Raw genomic sequence first — 12,606 nt, 5'->3', positions numbered from 1 at the left:
TCGCTCCCACATTAGAATGCATTCCAAATGTGGGAGCGAGCTTGCTCGCGAAGGGGCCATATCAAACACCAAAAAACTCAGGCCTGGCCGGGGACATTCGGCCAAAGATCCGACACCAGAAACAATCGCTCCGCCTCTTCCCATTCCCCTCGCGCATTCTCGGTCAGGCGCACCAGCAACTGCGCCGGGGCCAGCGGTTCGAGATCTTCCAGCCACATCTGCAAATGCTCCGCCGCCCAGGTCTGATCCGCCGGATAATGCGCCGGTGCCAACCAGGCGTGGCGGGGCAGGGGTTGCCAGCGCCCGGCCGGGCGTTGTGCGACAAACGCCGGCCAGTCCTTCTGATGCAGCCAACTGCCACGCAGATGTTGAGGGTGCGCGCCACTCGGTGATTCGGATTGGCCGGGCCACGGATACAGCAGATAGCCGCCCAACCACAGCTGCGCACTGAACACCTCGATGTCCAGCTTCGCCAGCACTTCGCGGCTTTCCGGGCGCGCCGAAATCGGTAATTGATGTTGCGCCAGGTGCGTCAGTTTACGGTCCAGCCGATCATGACAGCCCGGCCCCAGCCACTGCGCCGAATCACGACCGTCGCCATCCTGCGGGCCGAGGTAGAGCTTGATCGCCAGTTCCAGGTGATGCACGCCATCACGGTCACGCAGCAGCATGTCCAGCTCGCCAAGCGTGTGGCCCTCGCGGCGGATTGGCAGGTTGGCGGCAATCAATTCAATGCCCGGCGCATGTTCCACGGCGAACTGCCACAGCCGTTCGTAATACAGGCCCAGGCGCCGGGTGCGTGCCTGCGACAACCAATGCAGCAAGCCATAGCTGTCGCGATCGAGCTGACGCAGCCAATGTTCCAGCCGTTGAGGGTCATGCACCCACTCGCTGCCGGCCAGCGGATGGCGCTGCGGCCATGGCGTGCTGGAGAGCATCGGCGGGGCGAGGATCACCCACGCCAGATCCCGCACTTCCGGATGGCGTAATTGGTGGGGTAACTGAAGCAAGTCGGGAAATAGGATCATCTTGCGAGCATAGCCGTAAACACGAGCACACCCTTGAGGCTGAAAGGATTTTGTCTATCTGGCGCTTTCGCCCATAATCCTGTTTTTCGCGTTTTCGATTGTCCGCAGAGGTCCCATGGAGCAATTTCGTAATATCGGCATCATCGGTCGCCTGGGCAGTTCCCAGGTGCTGGATACCGTCCGCCGACTGAAACGGTTTCTGCTCGATCGTCACCTGCATGTGATCCTCGAAGACACCATCGCCGAAGTGCTGCCGGGCCACGGCCTGCAAACTTCGTCGCGCAAGATGCTTGGCGAAGTCTGCGACATGGTCATCGTCGTCGGCGGTGACGGCAGCCTGCTCGGCGCTGCCCGGGCGCTGGCCAAACACAATATTCCGGTGCTGGGGATCAACCGTGGCAGCCTCGGTTTCCTCACCGACATTCGCCCGGACGAGCTGGAAGTCGAAGTCGCCAAGGTGCTCGACGGCCACTATCTGGTGGAAAACCGTTTCCTGCTGCAAGCCGAAGTGCGCCGTCACGCCGAGGCCATTGGCCAAGGCGATGCGCTCAACGACGTGGTGCTGCACCCCGGCAAATCGACGCGGATGATCGAGTTCGAGCTGTACATCGACGGCCAGTTCGTCTGCAGCCAGAAAGCCGACGGCCTGATCGTCGCCACGCCGACCGGTTCCACCGCGTACGCGCTGTCTGCCGGCGGACCGATCATGCATCCCAAGCTCGATGCCATTGTGATTGTGCCGATGTATCCCCATATGTTGTCGAGCCGGCCAATTGTGGTCGATGGCAACAGTGAGCTGAAAATCGTCGTGTCGAAAAACATGCAGATTTACCCGCAAGTCTCCTGCGACGGGCAGAACCACTTCACCTGCGCGCCGGGCGACACCATCACCGTCAGCAAGAAAGCGCAGAAGCTGCGCCTGATTCATCCGCTCGACCACAACTATTACGAAGTCTGCCGCACCAAGCTCGGCTGGGGCAGCAAGCTGGGCGGTGGAGGCGACTGATGCTCGATCCCGCGCGCAGTTATGACCTGATTGGTGACGTGCACGGATGCGCCCTGACCCTCGAACACTTGTTGGACCGACTCGGTTACCACAAGCAGGGCGGGGTCTGGCGGCATCCATCGCGCATGGCCGTGTTCGTCGGCGACATCATCGACCGTGGCCCGCGCATTCGCGAGGCGCTGCACATCGTCCACGACATGGTCGAGGCCGGTCAGGCCTTGTGCATCATGGGCAACCACGAATTCAACGCCCTCGGCTGGAGCACCCTGGCGCCACCGGGCAGCGGCAAGCAGTTCGTGCGCGAACACACGCCGCGCCATGCGCGCCTGCTCCACGAAACCCTGACGCAATTTGAAGGCCATCCCGCTGACTGGCATGACTTCCAGCGCTGGTTCTATGAGCTGCCGCTGTTTGTCGACGCCGGACGTTTCCGCGTGGTTCACGCGTGTTGGGATGCCGGGTTGATCGAGCCGTTGCGCGCGCTGTTCCCCAATGGCTGCATCGATGAACATTTCCTCCAGTCCTCGGCGGTCCCGGACAGCTTTGCCTGCACCGTGTTCGACCGTTTGCTGCGCGGCACCGACATGCGTCTGCCGGATGGTCTGACCATGACCAGCGGCGATGGTCTGGTGCGTTCGTTCTTCCGCACCAAGTTCTGGGAAGACGACCCGAAAACCTACGGCGACATCGTCTTCCAGCCTGATGCCCTGCCGGAGCCGGTGGCGCAGAAGCCGCTGACCTCCAGCGAAAAAAACAACCTGCTGCGCTACGGCGTTGACGAGCCGTTGCTGTTTGTCGGCCATTACTGGCGCAGCGGCAAACCGGCACCGATTCGCCCGAACCTTGCGTGTCTGGATTACAGCGCGGTGCTCTACGGCAAACTGGTCGCCTATCGTCTGGATCAGGAAACCCGTCTGGATCCGCATAAATTTGTCTGGGTCGATGTTGAGCGGCCGGAGGTGCTGCAATGAGTGCGGTAGCGGTATTGCGTCTGCCCTTGGCGGTGGACCTGAGCGGTTTCGTCAAACTGCTGCAACGCATGCAGGTCCCGCATCGGGTCAGCGAAGAGGCCGGCGAACAAGTGCTGTGGGCGCCGTCGGAGATCAGCGAAGACGTGCGTTCGCTGTACGAACGTTTCCCGGCCGGCGATCCCGAGCAAACGCTGGACATTCCCGTCGCGCAGACCGTGAAACGCCCGAGCTTCGCGGAACAATTGAAGTACGCCAAAGCCACCGGTTTCATTCTGCTGCTGTGCCTGATTGTCGGCGGCCTGACGTATCTCGGCGAAAACCTGCAGACCCTGCGCTGGCTGACCTTTCTCGATTTCCAAGTGGTCGGCGAGTACATCCATTTCGTGCCGTTGGCCGACAGTCTGGCGGCGGGGCAGTGGTGGCGTCTGGTCACGCCGATGCTCATTCACTTTGGCATCCTGCACCTGGCCATGAACGGCATGTGGTACTGGGAGCTGGGCCGGCGCATCGAGTCGCGTCAGGGCAGCATCAACCTGATCGGCCTGACGCTGCTGTTCAGCCTGGTGTCCAACTACGCGCAGTTTGTCTGGAGCGGCGCGACCTTGTTCGGCGGCCTGTCGGGGGTGCTTTACGGCCTGCTCGGGCATTGCTGGATCTTCCAGCTACTGTCGCCGAACCCGGCTTATCGGCTGCCGCGTGGTGTACTGGCAATGATGCTGATCTGGTTACTGGTGTGCATGTCCGGGCTTATCTCGGTGATCGGCTTCGGCGAAATCGCCAACGCCGCCCACGTCGGCGGGTTACTCATCGGATGCTTCACCGGTTTGTTGGGCGGTTTGTATAACCGCCGTAAACTGGCCGCCTAAATTTTTCAGTAGATAAAGAGCACGGAGACCCTGATGTCCTCTTTTAACGACATGATCAAGAACATCACCCCGGACATCTACGAGAGCCTGAAACTGGCCGTGGAAATCGGCAAATGGTCCGACGGTGGCAAGCTCACCGCCGAACAGCGCGAGCTGTCGCTGCAGGCGATGATCGCCTGGGAAATCCAGAACCTGCCTGAAGACCAGCGCACCGGTTACATGGGCCCGCAGGAATGTGCATCGAAGTCGATCGAAGTGCCGAACATCCTGTTCAAGTCGGATGCTATCCATTGATCGAGATTGGCCGCGGTGCAATCAGCAAAATGTCGGCGCGCCTGGACGGGCCGAACGTGCAATACGCGTTTCGTCTGGATGACGTCGAGGTGCCGGTCAACCCATTGATCGGCACCACAGTGCGTCTGGAGTATTTGGGGGCGATCCACTGCACCCATTGCGGGCGCAAGACCAAAACCAGTTTCAGTCAGGGCTATTGCTACCCGTGCATGACCAAACTGGCGCAATGTGACCTGTGCATCATGAGCCCGGAGCGCTGCCACTATGACGCCGGCACCTGCCGCGATCCGGCGTGGGGCGAGCAGTTCTGCATGACCGATCACGTGGTTTACCTGTCCAATTCGTCGGGCATCAAGGTTGGCATCACTCGTGCTACGCAACTGCCGACTCGCTGGATCGATCAGGGTGCCTGTCAGGCACTGCCGATCATGCGCGTCTCGACACGGCAGCAATCGGGCTTCGTTGAAGACTTGTTCCGCAGCCAGGTTGCCGACAAAACCAACTGGCGCGCGTTGCTCAAGGGCGATGCGGTGGCGGTGGATCTGGCGCAAGTGCGCGATCAGCTGTTTGAAAGCTGCGCCGAAGGTCTGCAAGGTTTGCAGGAGCGATTCGGCCTACAAGCCATTCAGACGATTGCCGATGTAGAACCTCTCGAAATCCGCTATCCGGTCGAGCAATACCCGGCCAAAATCGTCAGCTTCAACCTGGACAAGAACCCGATTGCCGAAGGCACGCTGTTGGGCATCAAAGGCCAGTACCTGATCTTCGATACCGGCGTGATCAATATTCGCAAGTACACGGCTTATCAGCTCGCCGTGCATCAATAAGGACTCCAGCATGCGCACCGAACAACCGAAGATGATTTACCTGAAGGACTATCAGGCCCCCGAGTACCTGATCGACGAAACACACCTGACCTTCGAGTTGTTCGAGGATCACAGCCTGGTGCACGCGCAGTTGGTCATGCGCCGCAACCCGGCGCGTGGCCCGGGCCTGCCGCCGCTGGTGCTCGATGGTCAGCAACTGGAACTGCTCTCAGTGACCCTGGCTGATCAAGCGCTGGCTGAAGGCGATTATCAGGTGTCCGAAAACCACCTGACCCTGCAGCCGACCAGCGAAACCTTCACGGTCGACACCAGCGTCAAGATCCACCCGGAAACCAACACCGCGCTGGAAGGCCTGTACAAGTCCGGCACAATGTTCTGCACCCAGTGCGAGGCCGAAGGTTTCCGCAAGATCACCTATTACCTCGACCGCCCGGACGTGATGAGCAAGTTCACCACCACCGTGGTTGCCGAACAGCATAGCTATCCGGTGCTGCTCTCCAACGGCAACCCGATTGCCTCGGGTCCGGGCGAAGACGGCCGGCACTGGGCAACCTGGGAAGACCCGTTCATGAAGCCGGCGTACCTGTTTGCGCTGGTGGCCGGTGATTTGTGGTGCGTAGAAGACACCTTCACCACCATGACCAACCGCAACGTCGCACTGCGTATTTACGTCGAGCCGGAAAACATCGACAAGTGCCAGCACGCGATGAACAGCCTGAAGAAGTCGATGCGCTGGGACGAAGAGGTCTACGGTCGCGAGTACGATCTGGACATCTTCATGATCGTTGCCGTGAATGACTTCAACATGGGCGCGATGGAGAACAAAGGCCTCAACATCTTCAACTCCAGCGCCGTGCTGGCCCGCGCCGAAACCGCAACCGACGCCGCGCACCAGCGCGTTGAAGCGATCGTCGCTCACGAATACTTCCACAACTGGTCGGGTAACCGCGTGACCTGCCGCGACTGGTTCCAGCTGTCGCTCAAGGAAGGCTTCACCGTGTTCCGCGATTCCGGTTTCTCCGCCGACATGAACTCGGCCACGGTCAAGCGCATTCAGGACGTCGCCTACCTGCGTACCCACCAGTTTGCCGAAGACGCTGGCCCGATGGCCCACGCCGTGCGCCCGGACAGCTTCATCGAGATTTCCAACTTCTACACCCTGACCGTGTACGAAAAGGGCTCGGAAGTGGTCGGCATGATCCATACCTTGCTCGGCGCCGAAGGCTTCCGTAAGGGCAGCGATCTGTACTTCGATCGCCACGATGGTCAGGCAGTGACTTGCGACGACTTCATCAAAGCCATGGAAGATGCCAACGGCGTCGACCTGACCCAGTTCAAACGCTGGTACAGCCAAGCGGGCACGCCGCGTCTGGCGGTGAGCGAGTCTTATGACGCCGCCGCGAAAACCTACAGCCTGACTTTCCGCCAGAGCTGCCCGGAAACCCCGGACAAAGTCGAAAAACTGCCGTTCGTGATTCCGGTCGAGCTGGGCCTGCTGGACAGCCAAGGCAACGAGATTGCCCTGCGTCTGAGCGGCGAAGCAGCGGCGCAAGGCACCACCCGCGTGATCTCGGTGTCCGAAGCCGAGCAGACGTTTACCTTCGTCGACATCGCCGAACAGCCGCTGCCATCGTTGCTGCGCGGTTTCTCGGCGCCGGTGAAACTGAGCTTCCCGTACAACCGTGATCAGTTGATGTTCCTGATGCAGCACGACAGCGACGGCTTCAACCGCTGGGATGCCGGTCAGCAACTGTCGGTGCAAGTGCTGCAGGAGCTGGTTGCCCAGCAGCAGAAGGGCGAAAGCCTGAAACTTGACCCGCGTCTGGTGTCAGCGCTGAAAACCGTGCTGTCGGACGAATCGCTGGATCAGGCGATGGTCGCGGAAATGCTTTCGTTACCGGGTGAGGCGTACCTCACTGAAATCAGCGAAGTGGCGGACGTCGATGCGATCCACGCCGCTCGCGAATTTGCCCGCAAGCAACTCGCGGACAGTTTGTTCGAAGCGCTGTGGCTGCGTTATCAGGCCAACCGCGACCTGTCGAAGAAAACCCCGTATGTGGCCGAAGCCGAGCACTTTGCTCGTCGCGCATTGCAGAACATCGCGCTGTCGTACCTGATGCTCAGTGGCAAGCCGGAAGTATTGGCGGCGGCACTGGAACAATTCGAAGCGGCGGACAACATGACCGAGCGCCTGACCGCGCTGGCGGTATTGGTCAACTCGCCGTTCGAAGAGCAAAAGGCCTTGGCACTGGCCAGTTTCGCCGAGCACTTCAAGGACAACCCGCTGGTCATGGATCAGTGGTTCAGCGTCCAGGCTGGCAGCACGTTGCCGGGCGGGCTGGAGCGCGTGAAGGCGTTGATGCAGCACCCGGCGTTCAACATCAAAAACCCGAACAAGGTGCGTGCGCTGGTTGGCGCGTTTGCCGGACAGAACCTGATCAACTTCCACGCGGCGGATGGTTCCGGCTATCGCTTCCTCGCGGATCTGGTGATCGAGCTGAACGGCTTCAACCCGCAAATCGCTTCGCGCCAATTGGCACCGCTGACCCGCTGGCGCAAATATGACGATGCGCGCCAGGCCTTGATGAAAGGTGAGTTGGAGCGGATTCTGGCGTCGGGGCAGTTGTCGAGTGATGTGTATGAAGTTGTAAGCAAAAGCTTGGCGTAACCTGATCTGAATACAGTCCCTGTGGGAGCTGGCTTGCCAGCGATTTCGGTGTACCAGTCAACGTTGATGTTGAATCTGCTGCCGTCATCGCTGGCAAGCCAGCTCCCACAATGGTTTTGCGTTTAGTCAGTTATTTCAGGTCAAAACGATCCAGATTGGTGACTTTCGTCCAGGCTGCAACAAAGTCTTCGACGAACTGCTCCTTCGCATCCGCACTGGCATACACCTCGGCCAGCGCCCGCAGTTGCGCGTTGGAACCGAACACCAGATCAACCCGCGTCGCCGTCCATTTCACGCTGCCGGTTTTCCGGTCGCGCCCTTCGAACTCGTCCGCATCCCTTGAAGTCGGTTTCCACTCCACGCCCATGTCCAGCAGGTTGGTGAAGAAGTCGTTGCTCAGCGCCTCCGTTTGCGAAGTGAAAACACCATGACGGGTTTGCCCGACGTTGGTGTTCAGCACCCGCAGGCCGCCCAGCAGCACGGTCATTTCCGGTGCGGTGAGGGTCAGTAGTTGCGCCTTGTCGATCAGCAACGCTTCGGCTGAAACGGTGTATTTGCGTTTGCTGTAGTTACGGAAGCCATCGGCAATCGGTTCGAGGAACGCGAACGACTCGACATCGGTTTGTTCCTGAGACGCATCAGCGCGGCCCGGCGTGAACGGTACAGACACCGAATGACCGGCGTTTTTCGCTGCTTGTTCAACGCCAGCATTACCGGCCAGCACGATCAGATCGGCCAGCGAGACTTTCTTGCCAGCGGCACCGCTGTTGAACTCGTTCTGAATCCCTTCGAGTGTGCTCAGCACCTTGTCCAACTGCTCAGGCTGGTTGGCCTGCCAGAATTTCTGAGGAGCCAGACGCAGTCGTCCACCGTTGGCACCACCGCGTTTGTCCGAACCACGGAACGTCGAGAGCGCCGCCCAAGCGGTCGAGACCAGTTGCGAGACCGACAACCCGGAGGCGAGGATTTTGCTTTTCAGGCCGGCGGCGTCGCTGTCGTCGATCAGCGGATGAGTGACATCAGGAATCGGGTCCTGCCAGAGCAGTTCTTCGTTCGGCAGTTCCGGGCCGAGGTAGCGGGACAGCGGGCCCATGTCGCGGTGAATCAGTTTGTACCAGGCGCGGGCGAAGGCGTCGGCCAGTTGATCCGGATTTGCGAGGAAGCGCCGCGAAATTTGCTCGTACGCGGGATCGAAACGCAGCGCCAAATCAGAGGTGAGCATGGTTGGCGAGAGTTTCTTGCTCGGGTCATGGGCATGGGGAACGGTGCCGGCACCGGCGCCGTTTTTTGGAATCCACTGATGCGCGCCCGCCGGGCTCTTGGTCAGTTCCCATTCGAAACCGAAGAGGTTTTCCAGATAGTTGTTGCTCCAGCGGGTTGGCGTGGTGGTCCAGGTCACTTCCAGGCCGCTGGTAATAGTGTCGGCGCCTTTACCGGTGCCGAAAGCGTTTCTCCAACCGAGGCCTTGCTCTTCCAAACCAGCGGCTTCGGGCTCAGGCCCGACATTGTCGGCAGGGCCGGCACCGTGGGTTTTGCCGAAGGCGTGGCCGCCAGCGATCAGCGCCACGGTTTCTTCGTCGTTCATGGCCATGCGGCCAAACGTTTCGCGGATGTCCAGCGCCGAGGCCACCGGGTCTGGATTGCCTTCAGGGCCTTCCGGGTTTACGTAGATCAGACCCATCTGCACCGCCGCCAGCGGGTTTTCCAGATTGCGTTCGCCTTGATCGGTGCGGCTCTCTTCTTTGCCGTGCAGATCCGGTTCCGCGACCAGTGTGCCGTCGCCGGGTTCCTGCATGGGTTCCTTGTCTTTGCCGTAGCGGCTGTCACCGCCCAGCCATTCGTGCTCCGAACCCCAATACACGTCTTCGTCCGGTTCCCAGACATCGGCGCGACCGCCGGAGTAGCCGAAGGTCTTGAAGCCCATGGATTCCAGTGCGACGTTGCCGGTGAGAACGATCAGGTCGGCCCAGGAAATGTTGCGGCCATATTTCTGCTTGATCGGCCACAGCAGGCGGCGGGCCTTGTCGAGACTGACGTTGTCCGGCCAACTATTGAGCGGGGCGAAACGTTGCTGGCCGGAGCCGGCGCCACCGCGGCCATCGGCGGTGCGATAGGTGCCTGCGCTGTGCCAGGCCATGCGCACGAAGAGAGGGCCGTAGTGCCCGAAGTCGGCCGGCCACCAGTCCTGGGAGTCGGTCATCAACGCATTGAGGTCTTGTTTCAGCGCCTGAAAGTCCAGACTTTTGAAGGCTTTGGCGTAGTCGAAATCCTTGCCCAGCGGGTCGGACTTGGGCGAATGCTGGCTAAGAATTTTCAGATTGAGTTGATCCGGCCACCAGTCACGGTTCGTCGTACCACCACCGGCAGCGTGGTTGAACGGGCATTTCGATTCGTTTGCCATGTTCGGGTCCTTATCAGGTCTTCTACGGCCGGCTCGTGCCGACTTCGGACTTGTAAGGCTAGACCCGACTTGGCAAGTCAGCTAATAGCCCGACTATTGGACGCTGATAGGCAAAGTCTTTCAGCGGCCCAGCAGCGGCTGGGCCCCATGGATCAACTCGATTGCGCAGTATCGTCCTCCGGCATGTCGTCGATAATGTCCTCCTGACCGGGCAACTGCGTGATGACGCTGAAGTCGGTCACTTCGACTGAACCTTGCCCATAACCCAATAGATGGAATGAAAAGGCTTTACGCTCTTGCGGGTTGTCGAAGCTGAAGTTCATTTCCAGTGGTTTGTCCGGGGTGGCGACCATTTCCTGCGGCAAACCGATCTGTACGTCCTGCTCGAACTCCTTGGCCTTGAGTTGAATGTACGCAACTTGTTCTGGATCGACCGAGCGCACGGTCAGGCGTACGCGGGTGTGCGAGCCCTTGGGCATTTCCAGGTACTGCGCACCGATCAGGTTGTCAGCCCAGTCATTGTTGATCTGCGCCTGCAACGGGATGACGTTGGTGCTGCCGAACTGATAACGATGGTTGAGCGGGGTGCGCAGCAGCGACAGGTCCAGCGCATTGGCGCGCGCCGCAATCTGCCGGGCCGGGTGACCGCTGTAGTTGCCTTTGTAGGTGGCGCTTTCGGCGATGAAACCGGCGCTTTCGTAGTAGCGGCAGCGGCGCGGCATGTCGCACTCGGAAAAGATGCCTTGACCGTTGTGATAGCGCAGTTTGCCGTTGGTGAACGACATGATTTCGCGACCGCTGTCGTAGTCGCGGAACAGCGAGCGGCCGCTCAGCGCGGAAGGCACCGGCAAGTCGAAGTAGTCGAGGATCGAGGTGCTCAGATCGACGTGGCCATAGACCCCTTTGTTCAGGCGCGGCAGTTGTTCGTGCTCCGGCGCCAGCGTCAGGTTGAAGCCCCACGAAGAAGCGAGGCGCACGCCGTCGATGCCGTGGGATTCGTCCGAGGTGATCACGACCAGGGTGTCTTTCAAAACGCCTTGGCGTTCGAGACCGTTGAGAAACTGATCCAGGGCGTCGTCGAGGTAGCCGACAGCGGCCTGCTTGGGCGTGTCGTAGCGTTCCAGATAGTCCTCGGACGCGGAGTAGGGCTGGTGGGTGCCCACGGTCAGCAGCGTGAGCATCCACGGTTTTTTCTGTTTTTTCAGTTGGCCGACGTAATCCAGCGCGCCTTCGAAGAACGCCTTGTCATCTTTACCCCACGGGAATTCCAGATAGTTACTGTTGCTGAACCACTCCAGGCCATGGGTCGCATCGAAACCGATGTGCGGCATGATCTTGTCTTTGGCCATGAAGCGCAGGCCGGCGCCTTGCAGGTAGTGGGTACTGAAGCCGTGCTCGCGTAATTGCGCGGGCAGGCAGGCCTGATTGCGATCGTTGAGGGTGAGCATTTCCACGCCCTTGGGCGTGCCGTTGTTGAGTTTGTCGTAATCGCCGCAGAGCATCGCGTACAAGCCGCGAATGGTCTGGTGGGTGTGCAGGACGTAATCCGGCGTGTTCATCCCGCGCTCGGCCCAGCGACTGAGGTTGGGCATCAGGTCTTCCTGATAGTGGCTGCCAATGGCCTCGCGGTTGGCGCGAATGTAGGCACCGGGAATGCCTTCCAGCGCAATGATCAGTACGTTGCGTGCTTGACCGGGCGCGTTCAGCAATGGGTGGCCGTTGAGATCGACATCGGTGAGTCCGGCCATGGCCGGTGCGGCCTCTTCGACATCGCCGTCGAGCCATTCCTCGGCCTGAATCTGCAGGTCGGCGACTTGAGAGGCGAGCAACTGGTGCGGCAGGTTGTACTGGCGCCACGGATCATCTTCGTTGGGCCATTGGTTCTGCACACCCCAATGCGCCGCGAACAGCACCAGCGGCACGCTCCACGCAGCGCGGGGCAGGGTCGGGCGCGACGTGCCACGCGCGGTGAATTGGGTCAGCAGCCAGAACATCAGCGCGAGCAACAGAACAATACCTACCGCCGGATGTGCGAGGCCGCCCCCCGTGGAGTTCTCGACGAACTGTGGGTCGATCAGATAATGAAAGTCAGACGGCGTCGGTAAGCGGCCAACGGCACTGACCAGTTCAGCCGTCGCCACCGCCAGCAGTCCCCAGAACAGCAACACTGGCAATGCCAGCCACCACGGGCGGCGATGCAAAACCACCATCAGCAAACTGCCGATGGCCAGATCTGAGACGTAACCCAGCGGCGTCGACCAGCCAAGTGCCGCACGGAGGCCGACCGGTACGATCAGTAGCAGAAACAATAAAGAAAAGAGGCGGGCATTGGGCTGCCGCAACCGGTGAAAAAGAGCACTCACAAAAAAAGACCTTCCAGTCATCAAAACGTCAAAAAAGTGTGGGCGATGATACCAAGGGTGGCCGGTCTGATCGCCCCTTTAAACGCTGGGGTGATCCGCTGTTCGGGTCAGTGATGAAGATGAGGATGGTCTGCAGCCCGGACGGGCTCTCGGGTTGCACGGCAATCGGCCACATTAGCGCA

9 protein-coding genes are annotated in these 12,606 nt (G+C 60.2%); 6 read left to right on the top strand and 3 right to left on the bottom strand.

Features of this window, described 5'->3' with window-relative positions; translation table 11 throughout:
- Positions 1-77 precede the first annotated feature (77 nt).
- Positions 78-1,028: a DUF1853 family protein gene (locus EJA71_RS06705; protein ID WP_158955359.1), complete on the bottom strand. Its 951-nt coding sequence runs from the start codon at positions 1,026-1,028 to the stop codon at positions 78-80.
- A 115-nt stretch (positions 1,029-1,143) separates the two neighbouring features.
- Between EJA71_RS06705 and EJA71_RS06700 the strand changes: the two genes are divergently transcribed.
- The 6 genes from EJA71_RS06700 to pepN are packed head-to-tail and all read left to right on the top strand — an operon-like array spanning position 1,144 to position 7,660.
- Positions 1,144-2,034: an NAD(+) kinase gene (locus EJA71_RS06700; protein ID WP_003224174.1), complete on the top strand. Its 891-nt coding sequence runs from the start codon at positions 1,144-1,146 to the stop codon at positions 2,032-2,034.
- The gene (locus EJA71_RS06695; protein ID WP_158955357.1) at positions 2,034-3,005 is read left to right on the top strand and encodes a metallophosphoesterase; all 972 of its coding nucleotides are present in this window, start codon (positions 2,034-2,036) and stop codon (positions 3,003-3,005) included. Before EJA71_RS06700 ends, EJA71_RS06695 begins: the two co-directional genes overlap by 1 nt.
- Entirely contained in the window at positions 3,002-3,871 is an 870-nt protein-coding gene (locus EJA71_RS06690) for a rhomboid family intramembrane serine protease (protein WP_158955355.1), read from the top strand. The genes EJA71_RS06695 and EJA71_RS06690 overlap by 4 nt, the downstream gene beginning before the upstream one ends.
- A gap of 33 nt (positions 3,872-3,904) precedes the next feature.
- The gene (locus EJA71_RS06685) at positions 3,905-4,165 is read left to right on the top strand and encodes a YeaC family protein (protein ID WP_003224178.1); all 261 of its coding nucleotides are present in this window, start codon (positions 3,905-3,907) and stop codon (positions 4,163-4,165) included.
- Entirely contained in the window at positions 4,162-4,992 is an 831-nt protein-coding gene (locus EJA71_RS06680) for a DUF2797 domain-containing protein (RefSeq protein WP_038366003.1), read from the top strand. Before EJA71_RS06685 ends, EJA71_RS06680 begins: the two co-directional genes overlap by 4 nt.
- Positions 4,993-5,002: 10 nt before the next feature.
- On the top strand, positions 5,003-7,660 hold the full coding sequence (gene pepN, locus EJA71_RS06675; RefSeq protein ID WP_158955353.1) for an aminopeptidase N: 2,658 nt from the start codon (positions 5,003-5,005) through the stop codon (positions 7,658-7,660).
- A gap of 130 nt (positions 7,661-7,790) precedes the next feature.
- Here pepN and katG read toward each other — a convergent pair whose 3' ends face one another.
- Both katG and EJA71_RS06665 read right to left on the bottom strand, forming a co-directional pair.
- Positions 7,791-10,061: a catalase/peroxidase HPI gene (gene katG, locus EJA71_RS06670; protein WP_158955351.1), complete on the bottom strand. Its 2,271-nt coding sequence runs from the start codon at positions 10,059-10,061 to the stop codon at positions 7,791-7,793.
- Between the two features lie 152 nt (positions 10,062-10,213).
- Positions 10,214-12,424 carry an LTA synthase family protein gene (locus EJA71_RS06665; RefSeq protein WP_158955349.1) on the bottom strand — a complete coding sequence of 737 codons (2,211 nt, stop codon included), beginning with the start codon at positions 12,422-12,424 and terminating at the stop codon, positions 10,214-10,216.
- Positions 12,425-12,606: the final 182 nt, after the last annotated feature.

It is taken from the genome of Pseudomonas sp. PB106, assembly GCF_009764645.1.
Lineage (GTDB): Bacteria > Pseudomonadota > Gammaproteobacteria > Pseudomonadales > Pseudomonadaceae > Aquipseudomonas.
Note: the sequence above shows the minus strand (reverse complement) of the source record. Positions and strands in the feature narration are given on the sequence as shown.